This window comes from Streptomyces sp. NPDC050806 (assembly GCF_055586425.1).
Genome location: NZ_JBVJIF010000009.1, coordinates 455,334 through 471,621, shown reverse-complemented (window position 1 = coordinate 471,621; position 16,288 = coordinate 455,334). Strand labels below are relative to the sequence as shown.

Here is a 16,288-nt window from a genome sequence, read left to right as displayed (position 1 = left end):
CAAAGGGGGAGACCGGAGTGAGTGCACAGATGGGACAGCGGACGGCCGAACCACGCCGCCGGCCCGTACGGCATCCGGGTGCCGGCCGCGCCGGCGGGACGGTGCGGCGGGTCAACCCGGAGGCGTCGACCCTGGTGTCGGTCTACCGCAAGGCCGTACCGGAGCACCTGCGGCGCGCCATCGCGACCCGCTCCACCCCGGAGCTGCGCCGCCGCATCAAACAGCAGGTCAGCTGGCTGGCGACGGCCAGACACCTGGAAGGGCTGCGCACCCGGGGCGTGGCGCTCGCCCATCGCGCCCTCGCCGCGGGGCCCGGCCGGGCCGTCGCCATGGTCGCCGGACACCCGCGCATCGCCCTCGTGCAGCACGACCTCTCGCCCGCCCGGGCCCGCCGCGACAACCTCGTCACGGTCGCCGAGACCCTGGAACGGGCCGGCGTCGACCACTTCTGCGTACGCGGCAAGGAGCGCGGGCGGGGCGTGGTCGCGGTGGCGGCGGAGGACGGATCGCGGGCGCTCGCCGCGCTGGCCGCCCGGTGCCGCGAACTCCCCGGGTACGTCTCCCTGCTGTCGCCGGGGCGCGAGGTCCGGCACACCGTGCCCGGCTACGACTCCGGGGGCTGGCACCGGGCCGGGCGCGCCGGGCTGTTCCGGGTCACCTGGTTCCGTACCGACCCCGGGCGCTCGCTCGTCCTGGACGAGGCGTACGGCTGCGACGTGGAGTTCTGGCCGCGCGAGGAGGACCGGCTGGTCGCCCCGCGGCGGAACGCCGTCACCGAGTGGGTGCCGGTCCAGGGGCCCCGGATCCGTGTCCCCGCCGCGCTCTTCACCTGCCCGAACGGCTCCGGTGACCGCCGGGCCGAGCAGGTCGCCACCTACCGGGACTTCACCGTGCCGCTGCCCGGCGACATCACCTTCCCCGTCGACGTCGTCTACACCTGGGTGGACGGCGCCGACCCGGCGTGGCTGGAGCGCCGGGCCGGGTTCACCGGGCAGGCGTACCACGACGAGGCGGCCAACGCGGCGCGCTACGCCAACCGCGACGAGCTGCGCTATTCGCTGCGCTCGCTGGACATGTACGCGCCCTGGGTGCGCGACGTCTACCTCGTCACCGACGACCAGGTGCCGGCCTGGCTCAACACCGCGCACCCGCGCGTGAAGGTCGTCAGCCACCGCGAGATATTCACCGAGGCGGGTGACCTGCCGACGTTCAACTCGCACGCCATCGAGAGCCAGCTGCACCACATACACGGCCTCTCGGAGCACTTCCTGTACTTCAACGACGACGTCTTCCTGGGCCGGGAGGCCTCACCGCACGACTTCTTCCTGGCCAACGGGCTGACGAAGTACTTCCCCTCGCCCGCGCTGGTGCCGCTCGGGCCGCCCGGCGACGACGACGTCCCGGTGTCCGTCGCCGGCAAGAACAACCGCGCCCTCATCGAGGCCCGCTTCGGCACCACCCCGGTGCAGAAGATGAAGCACGTACCGCACGCCCTGCGGCGCAGCGTGCTCGCCGAGATAGAGCGGGAGTTCGGCAGCGAGCACCGGGCGACCGCCTCGCACCGCTTCCGCAGCATCGACGACATCTCCATCCCGTCCTCGCTGCACCACTACTACGCCTTCCACACCGGCCGGGCGCTGCCCGCCGACATCGCCTACTCCTACCTCGACCTCTCCCGGCCGAACGCCGTCAACCGGCTGGACCGGCTGCTCGCCCACCGCGACCGGGACGTCTTCTGCCTCAACGACACCCAGTCGGAGGAGACCGACCTGGCGGACCAGCTCGCGCTGCTCAAGCCGTTCCTGGAGGCGTACTTCCCGCTGCCGAGCCCGTACGAGCTGCCCGGGCCGGAATGAGCGGACCGAGCGTCGCGGACCCCGAGGAGGAACGGCCGGCGGCCCCCGCGCCGGGCCGCGTCCCGGGGTCCGCGTACGCCGGTCCGGACGGGCGGCGCCGCGCCACGGCCGTCGCCGTGCTCGTCCCGTGCGCGGTGACGCTCGCGCTCGGGCTGTGGGGCCTGGACCGCGGGACGCTGTGGCGGGACGAGGCGGTCACCGCGCAGGTCGCGGGCCGGCCGCTGCCGCAGCTGTGGGATCTGCTCGGCACCGCCGACGCGGTGCACGGCCTGTACTACGTCCTGATGCACGGTTACGGGGCCCTCGTGCACGGCCTCTTCGGGCTGCCGCTCAGCAACGGGACCGTGCTGCGGCTGCCGTCCGTGCTCGGCGCGACCGTGGCGGCCGGACTCGTGGCGCTGCTCGGCAGCCGGCTCGCCGCGCCCCGCGTGGGCCTGTGGGCAGGGCTGCTCCTCGCGGCCCTGCCGTCGGTGAGCCACTACGCCCAGGAGGGCCGCTCGTACGCGCTCGTCACGGCCGGTGCCGCGCTGTCCACGCTGCTGCTGACCACGGCGGTGCGCGGCGGCCGGGCCCGCTCCTGGGCGGGGTACGCGGCCGGCACGGCGGTCACCGCGGTGCTGCACGAATTCGCCGCGCTGCTCCTGGCCTCCCATGCGGTGACCCTGCTGGTCGCGCGCGTACCGCGGGCCGTGCGGTGGCGGTGGGCGGCGGCCTGCTGCGCGGTGGCCGCCGCCGTCGCGCCGGTCGTGATGGTGTCCCAGCGGCAGAGCGCCCAGATCGGCTGGCTGGCCGCGCCCGGGGCCCGCGACGCGGGACACGCGCTGAGCGCCCTGGCCGGCCCCTCGCCGGTGCTGATCACGGTGCTGCTCGCCCTGACGCTGCTCGCGGCGGTGTGTCCCCTGCCGCGCGGCGGGCCGCTCGGCGCGGCGGCCGTGGCCGTCCCGTGGGCCGTGGTGCCGCCGCTCGTCCTCTTCGCGGCCGCGCAGCAGCTCCCGGTCTTCACCCACCGCTACCTGTTCTTCGCGGTGCCGGGGCTGGCGCTGGCCGCGGCGGCGGGGGCCGAGAGCCTGGTCGACCGGGTCACCGTGCGGCGCGGCAGGCGCTTCCCGCCGCGCCGGCTGACGGTGGCGGGCGCGGCCTGCGCGGCCGCGGCGTTCCTGGGCCAGCTGCCCGCGCAGCAGCACGAGCGGCGCCCCGAGAGCCGGGCCGACCACCTCGCCGCGGTGGCCACCCTCGTCCGCCGCGAGGCACGCGCCGGCGACGGCGTCTTCTTCCTCCCGCGCCACGAGCGCGGCGTGCGGCTCGCGTACCCGCGGGCCTTCCGGGGCCTCACCGACATCACCCTGCAGGAGGAGCCCGGCCCGTCGGGCGCCCTGTACGGCCGGGGAGCGCCGCTGCGCGAGATCCGCGCCCGGCTGCTGCGCGCGGACCGGGTCTGGCTGGTCATCGCGGACGGGGTGGACCGCACCCGGTGGTTCCGGCACAGCGCGTGGTACCGGGCGAACTGGCGCCTGCTGCACGAGGTGTGCGTCCAGCGCTCCTGGCACGACGGCATCAGCGGCAATGTCGCGCTCTTCGTACGGCGGCGCTGACCGGCCGCCCAGGACGCGGTCGCACGACCGGGCGGAATTCCCCTTACGCGCCGAAGGCCCGGCAATTCGCGGATCCGCGGCGCCCGGCCGCTAATGTCCGGCACCGCGTTTCCCGTCGAGAGGCCGGACATGACACCACTGCACACCGAGACCCTCGCCGCGCCCGCCGGGGCCGCGCTGCCGCGGCCCGGCACGCTCGCGGACGTCGAGGGCTGGTTCTTCGGCCAGGACCAGCTGCTGTTCGACTGGCTGCTGACCCACCAGGCCCGTACCGGCGTCCGTGGCGACCTGCTGGAAATGGGCGCCTACCTGGGAAAGAGCGCTGTTTTCCTGGCCCGCCACCGGAATCCGGGGGAGGAATTCACGGTCTGCGACCTCTTCGATTCCACGGCCGGGGACGAGGCCAACGCCGGCGAAATGGCGCGCTCGTACCCGTCGCTCACCCGGCGCGCCTTCGAGGCGAATTACCTCGCCTTCCACGACGAGCTGCCCACCGTCCTCCAGGGCCCCACCACGCTGGTCCCGGAGCATGTGGCCCCGGGCAGCTGCCGCTTCGTGCACATCGACGCCTCGCACCTGTACGACCACGTACGAGGGGACCTCGCGGCCGCCCGCCGCGTGCTCTCCCCCGAAGGAGTGGTCGTGCTCGACGACTACCGGGCGGAGCACACGCCGGGCGTCTCCGCCGCCGTCTGGGAGGCGCTGTTCACCCAGGGGCTGCGGCCCGTCTGCATCGGCCGCAGCAAGTTCTACGGGACCTGGGGCGACCCGGCGCCGCTGCAGCAGGCGCTGATCATGGAGATCGTCGGCCGCGGCGACTGCCACGCCGACCTCCAGACCATCGCGGGACACCGGGTGCTGCGCCTGATCAGCGGGCACGGCCTGGCCGCCCCCGAACTCCCGCGGTCGCGGTACTACGAGACGCTGCGGGCCGAGGAACGCGCCGCCGAGGAGATCCGGCGCCGCCGCGCCGACACCGACGCGCGGGCCACCGCCGCCGCGAAGGAGGCCGAGGCGGCGCAGCGGCGCGCTGCCGGGCGCCGTCCGAAGGCCCGCGCCCGGCGTGCGGCGCTGCTGCTCCTGCCGCCCCTCGTCGTCAAGGGCCTGCGGCGGCTGAGGCACCGGGGCTGAGGAACCGGGACTGAGGCCGGCGCCCGGCGCCGGGGTCTCAGTCCAGCAGCAGGTCCGCCGCGCGGGCCGCCGCGCCGCCGTCGTCCCGCGCGCAGTACGCCGTACGGAACCGCGCGTGGGCGTCCGCGTGGCGCCGCGCCACCCCGTCCAGGTCACGCAGGGCCGCCACCAGCTCCTCGGTGTCCGACAGCAGCGGCCCCGGCGCCTGCGCCTCGAAGTCGAAGGTGAAGCCGCGCACGGTGTCCCGGAAGTGCGCCAGGTCCGGCGTCAGGAACAGCAGCGGACGCCCGGTGTTGGCGAAGTCCACCGCCAGCGAGGAGTAGTCCGTCACCAGCACGTCGGCGGCGAGCAGCAGCTCCATCGCGTCGGGGAAGTCGCTGACGTCCCGGACGAAGCCGCCGGGCAGGGCCGGCACCCGGTCGGCCACCAGCGGATGGCTGCGCAGCAGCAGGACGTGATCGTCGCCGAGCGCCTGTTCGGCGTGGGCCAGGTCCAGCGGCAGGTGGAGCCGGTAGTGGTCCGCGTCGTACGCCTTGTCGTCGCGCTGCGTCGGCGCGTACAGCACCACCCGCTTGTCCTCGGGGATGCCCAGCCGCTCGCGCACCCGCCGGGCCGGCTCGTCGCGGGCGCCGGAGACCAGGACGTCGGTGCGCGGCAGCCCGGTCTCCCGGATCTCGCCCTCGTAGCCCAGCGCCCGCCCCAGCAGGGCCGTGCTGTGCGCGTTGGGGGAGAGCAGCACGCTCCACTGGTGGCCGCGGCGCGGCTGCGGCCACAGGTGGACCAGGTCGGCGCAGAGCGTGCCGGCCAGGTCGGCGCCGATGCGCTTGACCGGGGTGCCGTGCCAGGTCTGCAGCACCTGCTGCCCCGCACGGCGGACGAACCACTCCGGGAGGTGGGTGTTGGTGACGACGCGGCGGCTCCGGGCCAGCGCCTCGTGCCACTCCGCGCTGCCCCGCAGCACCGGACGGGTGCCGGCCGGGGCCGTCGCGCGGGCGTCGCGCACCACCCACAGGTGCTCGGCCGCCGGTTCGCGGCGCGCCAGCTCCTCGTGCACCGCACGCGGCGAGTCGCCGCCGCAGCGCCCGTCGAAGCTGTTGAAGAGGACGGTGTCGCGCAGCGGGCGGGAGCGGCGCCGCGGGTAGTGCTCCTCGCGGAGCAGCCGCTGCCGGTACGGGCCGCGGTCCGCGTCCGGCACGGCGGGGCCCGCCTCGACGAACACCCGGTCGTGGAAGCGGCGGTCCACCGTGAGCGGCTTGGGCGCCGCCGGGCAGGCCGCCGGAAGCCCGGCGAAGAGCGTGGGGCACAGCCGTACGGGCAGGTCCCCGCCGTCGTGGTGGCCGGCGCCGGGCTCCGCCGTGCGCAGGAAGAGGTACCAGCGGCCCTCGCGGAGCGGCAGGTCGCCGCCGCAGGAGGGCACCGCGCCGGGCCGCAGCGCGGCGGTGAACCGCTCGCCGTCCCGGTCGGCGGCGAAGACCGCCTCGGCGGCGAACCGGCTGTGCCGCAGCACGGCGCTGATCCGCGCCGGGCCGGCCGCCGCGCCGGGCAGCACCCCGGCCACCTCCAGCGTCCCGTCCGGCCGCCACGCCAGCCGGTCGGCGAACGGCTCGGGGGCCCGCGTGTGCAGGACCAGGTTGCCGGCCGCGGTGGCGGTGACCACCAGCTCCCGGCCGCTGCTGTCGACCTGCCGGCCGGCCGGTCCGGTGGGATCGGCGGCGATCCGGGCCGTCCTGCCGTCCCCGTAGACCAGTACGGGGTCCCAGGTGGCGCCGGTCTCCTCGCCGAGCCCTTCTGGCAGCTCGCCGGCGGCAGCGGCGGGAACGGTCAGCCCGGCCGGGTCGATCCGCAGGGTGAGGCGGTGGCCGGTGCCCTCGGGCGTCACATCGTCCCCCGTGAGCGGTTGTTCGACCGGCTCGCCCGGACCGCGGCGGGTCAGCCGCAGCGCCACCGGCGCGTTCGCCGAGTCGTCCCGCACCGTCAGCTCGGCCGTGCCGTCGCCCGCCGCGCGCTGCCCCGTCAGCCGCCGTACGGTCCGCTCCACGGACAGGTGCAGCCGCCCGTCCTTGTACCAGGGCACGATCCGCATCCCGTCGGCCACTTCGTGCGGCAGCGGGGAGGCGCCGGAGCCGGTGTCCAGGGCGCGCAGCGCGGCCGGGCGCACCACCCCGGCACCGGCGACCGCGATGCCCACCTTCCACTGCCCCGGCGTGAAGACGCCGCCCTTGGCCAGCCGCTTGGGATCCACCGTGATCTCGAAGCCGGACCAGTCGTAACAGTGCTGTTCCTGCCGGGAGTTGTGGGTGGCGTCCGGCGCGGAAACGGACCGTACCGGCAGCACGACCTTGCGCTTGCCCGACATCAGCACCGCCGCCTTCAGGCAGCTCAGCCGGCCGGGTACCGCGATGTTGCGGATGTAGGCGTAGCCGCGCAGCACCAGCCTGCCGTCCCGCCACACCGCCTCCCGCAGCCGCGCCCGCACCGGCAGGTCCCGGGAGGTGAGCCGGGTGACGGCGGGCGGCAGCGGGATCGGCCGGCCGCCGCCCACCGTGAGCACCGCGCGCTTGCGCAGCGGCGGACCGGCCACGTGGAAGCCGGAGGCGTTGCGCTGCTGGTACTCCAGCAGCCGCAGCAGGTCGTCGAGGCGGCCCTCCCGGATCAGTGCCCACTTCACCCGCTGCTCGACGGGGAGCTCGTCGTGGAGCGTGGGGTCGATGCGGCTGAGGAAGTCCCGGGCGCCGGTCATGAAGACCCGGTGGTACTCCTCGCCCGCCATGGGCAGCGCGTCGATGAAGTACTGCAGGTCGTCGAGGAGGACGGAGCGGTCGTAGTCCCGCTTGTGCCGGGTCCAGCGGGTGCGCCGCGGGTCGGCGAGGAACCGGCTGACCCCGTCCACGGCCGCGATCCGGTCCCGTACGCCCTTCACGTCGGTGCGGCGGCGGGTGATCGAGCCCTCGCGGATGCGCCAGTAGTACACGTGCTCGTGGAGGACGTCGACGGACTCGGCGAGGAAGTGCGCGGGGATGGTCAGCGGGGTGTCCTCGTACAGCACGCCCTCGGGGAAGGCCAGCTCGTGGCGGTCCCAGAAGGTGCGCCGGAAGACCTTGTTCCACGCCACCCGGTCGGCCAGCAGCGTCAGGTCCTCGCTGATGTGGGTGGACCGGACCGTGCGGGTCATGGTCTTGTGCTGCCACGCCTGGCTGCGGCCCTCGGAGGTGAGCCGCCAGACGTTGCCGGTCGCGAAGTCCGAGCCGGACTCCTCCAGCAGCGACACCAGGCCCTCGTAGGCGCGCGGCGGCAGGACGTCGTCGCTGTCCATGAAGGTGAGGTAGTCGGTGCGCGGATCGGCGTGCCGGGCGCCGGTGTTGCGGGCGTGCCCCAGGCCCCCGTTCGGCTGCGACACCAGCCGGAAGCGCGGGTCGCGCGCCGCGAACTCCCGGGCGAGGTCGGGCCCGGAGTCGGTGGAGCCGTCGTCGACCATCACCACGTCCAGGTCCCGCAGTGTCTGGGCGGCCACGGACCGCAGGCACTCGGGGAGGTACTCCTCGACGTTGTAGATCGGGACGACGACGGTCAGCCGGGGAGCCATGGAGCAGACCACACCTTTTTCAGGGGACGCGCGGAACACCAGTCCAACCCCCCTGCGGCCCCACCCGTCACATTTCCTGCGCTGTTGGAGTGACCGGCCCCGGCGCAGGAGCCGAGCGGAGCGTAATCATCTGACTACGCTGGCGGCGCACCGTGCGTACCGACCCCTGGATGGCCATGCCCCGCTTCAGCGTCATCGTCCCGGCCCGCGGCGTGCAGGGTTTCCTGCGCCACTGCCTGGACTCCGTGCTCACGCAGTCCTTCGAGGAAGTGGAGCTGATCGCCGTCGACGACTGCTCGGACGGCGGCGACGGGGCGATCATCGACGCCTGCGCGGCGGGCGACCCCCGGGTGGTGCCGGTGCACCTGGAGCGCCCCGGCGGCGTCGGCCCGGCCCGCAACGCCGGGGCCCGCCACGCCACCGGTGAGTACCTGCTCTTCCTCGACGGCGACGACTTCCTCGCCCCCGGCGCGCTGGCCGCGGTCGACGCCCGCCTCCGGGCCGCCGGCGACCCCGACGTGCTGCTCCTCGACCACGACCGGCTCAACGTCTGGGAGCAGCGGCACGGCAGCGCCGACCGGGAGTTCCTCGAAGCACACGCGGACACCGTCTTCACCGCCGAGGACGTGCCCGCGTGCCTGACCGTGCTGCCCGCCGCCTGGAACCGCGCGGTCCGCCGCGACCTGTGGGAGACGCACGGCTTCGCGTTCGCCGACGGCCCGTACGACGAGGTGCCGGTGGTCTTCCAGACGCTGCTCGCGGCGTCCCGCATCGCCTGCCTGGACCGGGTGTGCGTGACCTGGCGCAAGCGCCGCAGGGGCAGCGCCTCCACCGTTCCCGGACGCCACCACTTCGCGGTCATCGACCGGTACGACGCGCTGTTCCGCGTGCTGTCCGGGACGGGGCTCGGCGGCGGCATTGAGACGGCGCGCGGCGTCCTGTTCGCGCACGCCGTGGCACGGCTGCTGCGGATCATGGAGGACGACGGCCGGGTACGCCCCGGGGACCGGCCCGACTTCTTCCGCGAGCTGGGCCGCTTCCTGCGCCGGCACCGCCCGGCCGGGGCCGAGCTGCCGCCCCACCTGAACTCCTACGCCGTCTACCGCTCCCGGCAGCGCGCCGGGACGCTGCGGCACCGCACCGTCAAGAAGCTGCGGGCCCGCCGGAACAGCACGGCGCGCAGCGTCTACCGCCGCTACTACGCCCTCCAGCTGCGCCGCCCCGTCGACGAGAACCTCGTGGTCTACGCCGCGTACTGGAACCGCGGCGTGTTCTGCAACCCGGCGGCGATCCACGCCAGGGCCCGCGAGCTGGCGCCGCACCTGAGGGGCGTGTGGCTGGTGGACCGCAAGCACCGCGACGACGTGCCGCCGGGCGTGGAGGCCGTGACGGTCAACTCCCGCCGGTACTGGGAGGTGATGGCCCGCGCCAAATACCTCGTCAACAACGCCAACTTCCCGCCCGCGGTCCACAAGCGCCCCGAGCAGGTCTATGTCCAGACCCACCACGGCACCCCGCTGAAGAAGATGGGCATGGACCTGCGACGCCACCCGGCGGCCGCGCACGGCGTCAGCTTCCTGCGCCTGCTCGACCACGCCGACCAGTGGGACTACTGCCTCTCCGCCAACCCGCACTCCACCGAGGTGTGGCAGCGCGTCTACCCCAGCGACTACGAGACGCTGCCCACCGGCTACCCGCGCAACGACGCCTACTTCACCGCAGGCGCCGAGGACGTCCGCCGGATCCGGGCCGGGCTGGGCATCGCGCCGGACGCCACCGCGATCCTCTACGCGCCCACCCACCGCGACTACGAGCGCGGCTTCAACCCGCCGCTGGACCTGGAGCGGCTGGCCGACGCGCTCGGCGAGGGCCACCAGCTGCTGGTCCGTACGCACTACTTCTACGGCGCCGACTCCCGGCTCGCCGCGCTGGAGGAGGCCGGCCGCATCCTGGACGTCTCCCGGCACCCGTCGGTCGAGGAGCTGGCCCTGGCCTCCGACGCGCTGCTCTGCGACTTCTCCTCGCTGATGTTCGACTACGCCAACCTCGACCGGCCGATCGTCGTGCACGCCGCGGACTGGGAGGCCTACCGGCACGCCCGCGGTGTCTACTTCGACCTGCTCTCCGGCGTGCCCGGCGACACCCCCGGCCACGTCGCCCGCGACGAGGCGGAGGTGGCCGAGGTCTTCCGCTCCGGGCGCTGGGCGGACGAGCGGTCGGCGGAGCTGCGGGCCGCGTTCCGGGACCGCTTCTGCCCGTACGACGACGGGTTCGCCGCCGAGCGCGTCGTCCGCCGGGTCTTCCTCGGCGAGGACGAGCTGCTGCCTGTCGTACCGCCCGCGGACCGCACGGTCGCCCCGGCCCCGCGCGAGACGGCGCTCGGCGGGGACGAGCCGGCAGGCGTCCGCGCCCCGTAAGGGGCGCGGGGAGCTGCGCGACCGGCCACACACGGCCCGCAGCCGACGAATCCCCCCCGGCGGAGCGGCTCAGCGCCCCCGGTTACGGGCGTCCACGATCGCCTTGGTGACGAACGGCGGCAGCACGTTCACCGCGACCCGCCGCAGCGCGCTCCGGCCCTGCCGCCCGCCGCGGCCCGCGGCATGCGGGAGCCCGGGCGAACCGAGCCGCGCCCGGTGTCGTGACTCCGGGTGCGGCGGGTCCTGCGCGCCCTTGGCGGAGAGCCGGATCAGCTGCTCCCCGGCGACCGACTGCACCTCGTGCCAGAGATCGTCGCGCGAGCGCAGCCACTCCAGCAGCTCCGTGCGCACCGGCTCCGGATCGCCCCAGGTGCCGTAGAACTTGGTGCCGGTGATGCACAGCGGCTTCAGCTCGCCGGTGGTCACCGCCTGCCAGGTGGCCGCGGCCACGCCCGGACAGTGCTCGGCGCGGTAGTCGTCCAGCACGACCACGCCGTGCGGGCGCAGCAGCTCCCGTACGGCCAGGATGTCGCCGTGCACGTGCTCGTACAGGTGCGAGGCGTCGATGTGCGCGAAGCGGCAGCTGTCGTCCCCGACGTGCGCGCGGATCACCGAGGACAGGCCCTGCACGATGTGCGGCAGCTCGTCGTGGAAGGAGAGATAGTTCGCCTCGAAGGCGCGGCGGGTGAGGGTGGCGTAGGACTTCGCCATCTCCTTGGAGTTCGAGGCGTCCTCGGCGGGGGAGTCGAACAGGTCGCAGACCGTGAAACGGTCCCCGGCACGCAGCCGGTCGCCCATGAAGATGGCGCTCTTTCCCATGTACACGCCGAGCTCCAGCAGATCGCCCGGTTCCTCGCGGCGTTCCTGGCGGGCGAGGAACCAGTCGAACATGAGCTGGTCGGCGGTGAAGAACCAGCCTTTGACATCGGAAAGCCGGGTGGGGCGCGGGAGCTGTTCGGCACTCTGGTCTGCGGTGAGGGCAGTCATGTGCGGTCCGTCTCCAGACGGTCGGGGGGATCGAGGGCGACATGCGAGGCGTGTGCTGTTGTGGGCCCGGGCACCGGCTGCGGCACCGCGAGACGGCGGGCCCGCTCAGGAGGAGGCGCGGGCCGTCGCTCGTCGAGGGGCACGGCTTCGGGAGGTGCTCCCTCGTCCCCGAGAAACACACGGCGTACCACGCGTTCCGCGGCGTGGCCGTCATCGTAAGGGCAGAAAAGTGAACGGAAAGTGGCCCGCAGAGCGGCCGAACGGGTACCGCGCCATGCGGGACTCGCGAAGATCTCGATGAGCTCGTCCTCGCTGCGCGCCACCGGCCCCGGCGGGTTCCGGAGCAGGTCGAAATAGGTGCCGCGGGTCGCCCGGTACGCCTCCCAGTCGTCGGTGAGGACCACCACGGGCCGGTCGAGGTTCACGTAGTCGAACATCAGCGAGGAGTAATCGGTCACCAGCGCGTCCGACGCCAGGCAGAGATCCTCCACGCACGGGTGACCGCTCACGTCGATCACCCCGTCCCCGGACGGCCCCCACGGCACGTCCGCGGCGTACGGCGGGCCCTCCAGCGAGGAGAAGTGCGGCCGCACCAGCACCACGAAGCCGGGGCCGAGCTCCCGCAGCAGCCGCCGCGGGTCCAGCGCCGGCCGCCGGAAGCGCCGGTAGTCGCGGTGGGTGGGCGCGTACAGGATCGCGGTGGCGGACGGCGGGATGCCCAGCTCGGCGCGGATGCGGAGCACGTCCTGGGCGGTCGCGTGCTGGAAGCGGTCGTTGCGCGGCCGGCCGTACTCCAGCGTGGTGTACCCGGCGGGGTAGACCCGCTCCCAGGTCAGCGTGGCGTGGCGGTTGGCGGAGAGGCTGTAGTCCCAGTTGTCCACGCCGCGCAGCAGCCGGGCGAAGTCGGTGTCCCGGGCGGCGGCCGGCCGCTCCTGGAGGTCCAGGCCCATGTGCTTCAGCGGCGTGCCGCGATGCGTCTGGAGCACCACCTGACCGGGCCGCTTGATCAGCCGCGCGTCGAAGTTCACGTTGTTGACCAGGTACTTCGAGCGCGCCAGCGCGGTCCAGTAGGCGGCGGTACCGGGCCGCAGCCACCGGACACCCGGTGGCACCGTGCCCTCGTACCCGGGCGCCGCCACCCACGCCGTGCGCATCTGCGGCCGCAGCTCGCGCAGCTTCGCCTCGATGGCGGCGGGGTCGCCGGCGTACTCGCGGTGCCAGTGCGCGGCGAACACCGCGTGATCGGCCAGGACCGGCAGCCGCCGCTGGAAGCGGTAGTGCAGCCCGAGCGCGGCCCGCCTGCCCTGCCGCAGCAGCCCCCGGACGGGCCGGCCCACGGCCCGGCGCAGTCGCTGCACGCCGGCCAGCAGCCGGAAGGGGCGGTGCCAGCCCAGCCGTACCAGGCCGTGCCGGACCCGGACGCCCAGGCGCGGCGGCGGGCCGCCCGGCACCGCGGCCGGAGCGGGACAGCGGTACCGGCGGCAGTGCGCGGCGGCCCGCCGGAAGAACTCGGCCCGGCTGTCCCGCGGCAGCCGCCCCGGCGCCGCGTAGACGGCCGTGAGGTGGTCGGTCATCCGGCGGGCCATGAGCGGCCGCCAACGGGCCAGCTCCGGGCGGGAGTCGAGGAAGGCGAAGACCCGGTCGTACTGGTCGAAGATGTCGAAGTGGCCGCGGCCCGTGGTGCGCAGGATGCTGCCCCGGCGGCGCTGCCGGTAGTGCACGCAGACCCGGTCCAGGACCGCGATCGAACCGGCGGTCGCCAGCGCCGGGAACGTCCAGGGCGTGTCCTCGTAGTAGCCGGGCGGGAAGGTGAGCCCCTGCCGCTGGACGAAGTCGCGGCGGTAGACCTTGTTCCACACCACCATCAGCAGCCGCAGCAGCCCGGGCCGGTCGGCGAGCCGGAAGACCTCCGGGCCGCGCTGCGCCAGGAGGTGCGCGTACTGGTTGCGGGTGGCGGTGCCGGACCAGGAGGTACGGGCGTAGTCGTAGACCAGCACGTCCGGCGCCGCGGTCGCGGCCAGCCGCGCGGCCACCGCGCTCAGCGCGCCCGGTGTGAGGGTGTCGTCGCCGTCCAGGAAGAGCAGGTAGTCGCCGCGGGCGCGGGCGATCCCGGCGTTCCGGGCCGGGCCGAGCCCGGTGTTGGCCGGCAGGTGCACGGGCCGCACCCGGCCGTCGCGGCGGGCTGCGTCGCGGATGAGGTCCCCGCAGCCGTCCGGCGAACCGTCGTCCACCGCGATCAGCTCGAAGTCCGTCCAGTCCTGGCCGAGGACGGACTCCAGGCATTCCGGCAGGTACGCCTGGACCTGGTAAGCGGGAACGATGACGCTGAACCGTGGCAAGAGAGGGCACATCCATAGATCGGCGACCGGCTGCGCTGTCGGTCAGCGATCGTTCCCGGCCCCGCCGCGCCGGCATGCGGCGCGGCGGCCGGTTGCGCCCGGGTGGCTGAGGAGACGCACCCGTACGAGTGAGCGCGGTCCCGTGAAGGGGGCTACTTCACCGCGCCCGCCATCACGCCGGACACGAACTGCCGCTGGAAGGCGAAGAAGACCACCAACGGGATGATCATCGAGATGAAGGCGCCGGGCGCCAGCACGTCGATGTTGTTGCCGAACTGGCGTACCTCCTGCTGGAGCGCCACGGTGATCGGCGGGTTGCCGCTGTCGGCGAAGATCAGCGCGATCAGCAGGTCGTTCCAGACCCACAGGAACTGGAAGATGCCCAGCGACGCGATGGCCGGGCCGCCCAGCGGCAGGACCACCCGGGTGAACAGCCGCAGCTCGCCCGCGCCGTCCAGCCGGGCCGCCTCCAGCAGCTCGCGCGGGATCTCGGCGAAGAAGTTCCGCAGCAGGAACACCGCGAACGGCAGGCCGAAGGCCGTATGGAACAGCACCACTCCGGCCGTCGTCTCGAAGAGCCCGACCGCGCCGAAGAGCTTCGCCACCGGGATCAGCGCGACCTGCACCGGGACCACCAGCAGCCCCACCACGACCATGAACCAGACGTCCCGCCCGGGGAAGTCCAGCCACGCGAAGGCGTAGCCCGCCAGCGAGCCGATGACCACCACCAGCACCGTCGCCGGCACCGTGATCAGCGCGGTGGTCAGCAGCGAGTCCATGATCTTGGCGTTGCCCAGCAGATCGCCGTAGCCCGAGAGCGTCAGCTGGGCGGGTTTGACGAACACCTCCCACCAGCCGCTCTCCGCGACGTCCGCCGGGTCGCGCAGCGAGGAGATCAGCAGCCCGACCGTCGGCATCAGCCAGAACAGCCCGGCCAGCAGCAGGAAGACCCGCAGCACGCCGCCGCCGGTACGGGCCGCGAGCCGCGCGGCCAGGGACTGCCGGGCGCGTACCGCCCCGTCGGCCACCGCCGTCATCGCTGCCGCTCCTTCCGCAGACGCCGGATATTGACGATCAGCACCGGTGAGACGAGGAGCAGCAGGAACACCGCGATCGCGGAGCCGATGCCCTGGTTCACGTCCGTGCCGAAGGAGGACTGGTACAGCTGGAGGGCGAGCACGTTCGCCTCGTCCTGACTGGCGCCCGGCGCGATGATGTACACCAGGTCGAAGATCTTCAGCACGTTGATCATCAGCGTGACGAGCACGACCACCAGGACCGGCGCCAGCAGCGGCACCGTCACCCGGCGGAAGACCTGCCACTCGTTCGCGCCGTCCACCCGGGCCGCCTCCAGCAGCTCCCGCGGCACGCTCGCCAGACCCGCCGCGATCAGCACCATCGCGAAGCCCGCCCACATCCACACGTAGCTGCCGATGATCGCGGGCGTCACCAGCGTCGGACCCAGCCAGTCGACGCCGTTGTACGCCTCGGCGAAGTTCGCGGCGGGCAGCCGCAGCTTCGCCCCCTCGGCGCGGCCGGGCAGCGCGTACGTGCCGTCCGCCGCGGTGGTCGCCGTGGCCACCACCTTGCCGTCCCGCACCGCCTCGATCCGCAGGCCCGCGAGGGCCTTCTCCGACGGGTCGATCCTGTCGGGGGTGCCGCCGCCCCCGCGCGTGAAGTCCAGCCAGGCGGTGCCGGTGATCTGCCCCGGCCGCGGCTTCGCCGGTACGGCCCGGTGCGCGCCCTTGACGTCGTCCGGCTGTACCGCCACCAGCGGCAGGCCCACCGCCGTACCGGTCCGCGCCGGATCCTTGGTCGTGAACGAACCGCCGCCGGAGGGCTTGAGGTCGGCGTTGGGCCGCGGATTGGCGCCCGGGTACGGCGCGGGCTCGGCGAACGTGTCGTGCACGCTCACCCAGACCGCGTTGGCCACCCCGCGCTCCGGGTCCTGCTCGTACACCAGCCGGAAGATGATGCCCGCCGCCAGCATGGAGATCGCCATCGGCATGAAGACGATCAGCTTGAACGCGGTGCCCCAGCGCACCCGCTCGGTCAGCACGGCGAAGATCAGCCCCAGCGCGGTGGCCACGGTCGGCGCGACCACCACCCAGATGACGTTGTTCTTCAGCGCCGTGCGGATCCGTTCGTCGGCGAACAGCTCCCCGTAGTTGTCCAGCCCCACGAAGCCGCTGCCCGGCGCGTCGAAGAAGCTGCGCCAGAGCGAGAACCCGATCGGATAGACCACCAGCGCGCCGAGCAGCAGCAGCGCCGGGAGGAGGAACGCGCCCGCGATCCACGGGCGTGTCCCCGTCACGCTCCTGCCGGGCGCCTTCGCGCCCTTGCCGGGAGCCGGTGCGGCGGCCGCGGTGCCTCGGGGGGCCAT

At 74.0% G+C, this 16,288-nt stretch carries 9 protein-coding genes; 4 read left to right on the top strand and 5 right to left on the bottom strand.

Features of this window, described 5'->3' with window-relative positions:
• The first annotated feature begins 29 nt into the window (after positions 1 to 29).
• The 3 genes from ACZ6WH_RS29270 to ACZ6WH_RS29260 all read left to right on the top strand — a co-directional run bounded on the left by ACZ6WH_RS29270 (position 30) and on the right by ACZ6WH_RS29260 (position 4,579).
• Positions 30 to 1,856, top strand: a complete 1,827-nt coding sequence (locus ACZ6WH_RS29270) for a stealth family protein (protein ID WP_432864379.1) — start codon at positions 30 to 32, stop codon at positions 1,854 to 1,856.
• Positions 1,853 to 3,448 (top strand): glycosyltransferase family 39 protein, encoded by a 1,596-nt coding sequence (locus tag ACZ6WH_RS29265; protein WP_469731911.1) that lies wholly within the window; start codon positions 1,853 to 1,855, stop codon positions 3,446 to 3,448. Before ACZ6WH_RS29270 ends, ACZ6WH_RS29265 begins: the two co-directional genes overlap by 4 nt.
• 129 nt (positions 3,449 to 3,577) lie before the next feature.
• Complete coding sequence (locus ACZ6WH_RS29260) at positions 3,578 to 4,579, top strand: class I SAM-dependent methyltransferase (protein ID WP_469731909.1); 1,002 nt, start codon at positions 3,578 to 3,580, stop codon at positions 4,577 to 4,579.
• Positions 4,580 to 4,616: 37 nt separating this feature from the next.
• Here the strand turns inward: ACZ6WH_RS29260 and ACZ6WH_RS29255 are convergent, their stop codons facing one another.
• Positions 4,617 to 8,162 (bottom strand): bifunctional glycosyltransferase/CDP-glycerol:glycerophosphate glycerophosphotransferase, encoded by a 3,546-nt coding sequence (locus tag ACZ6WH_RS29255; protein ID WP_469731907.1) that lies wholly within the window; start codon positions 8,160 to 8,162, stop codon positions 4,617 to 4,619.
• Positions 8,163 to 8,314: 152 nt separating this feature from the next.
• Between ACZ6WH_RS29255 and ACZ6WH_RS29250 the strand changes: the two genes are divergently transcribed.
• Positions 8,315 to 10,579 (top strand): bifunctional glycosyltransferase/CDP-glycerol:glycerophosphate glycerophosphotransferase, encoded by a 2,265-nt coding sequence (locus ACZ6WH_RS29250; RefSeq protein WP_469731905.1) that lies wholly within the window; start codon positions 8,315 to 8,317, stop codon positions 10,577 to 10,579.
• A 69-nt stretch (positions 10,580 to 10,648) separates the two neighbouring features.
• On the opposite strand, the gene ACZ6WH_RS29245 is transcribed toward ACZ6WH_RS29250, so the two are convergent.
• The 4 genes from ACZ6WH_RS29245 to ACZ6WH_RS29230 form a co-directional block, all read right to left on the bottom strand.
• Complete coding sequence (locus tag ACZ6WH_RS29245) at positions 10,649 to 11,566, bottom strand: class I SAM-dependent methyltransferase (protein WP_469731903.1); 918 nt, start codon at positions 11,564 to 11,566, stop codon at positions 10,649 to 10,651.
• Positions 11,563 to 13,905 (bottom strand): bifunctional glycosyltransferase/CDP-glycerol:glycerophosphate glycerophosphotransferase, encoded by a 2,343-nt coding sequence (locus ACZ6WH_RS29240; protein ID WP_469731901.1) that lies wholly within the window; start codon positions 13,903 to 13,905, stop codon positions 11,563 to 11,565. The genes ACZ6WH_RS29245 and ACZ6WH_RS29240 overlap by 4 nt, the downstream gene beginning before the upstream one ends.
• Positions 13,906 to 14,057: 152 nt before the next feature.
• A complete protein-coding gene (locus tag ACZ6WH_RS29235; protein ID WP_469731899.1) occupies positions 14,058 to 14,942 on the bottom strand; it encodes a carbohydrate ABC transporter permease in 885 nt (294 codons plus the stop codon).
• Positions 14,939 to 16,288 carry a carbohydrate ABC transporter permease gene (locus ACZ6WH_RS29230; RefSeq protein ID WP_469731897.1) on the bottom strand — a complete coding sequence of 450 codons (1,350 nt, stop codon included), beginning with the start codon at positions 16,286 to 16,288 and terminating at the stop codon, positions 14,939 to 14,941. Before ACZ6WH_RS29230 ends, ACZ6WH_RS29235 begins: the two co-directional genes overlap by 4 nt.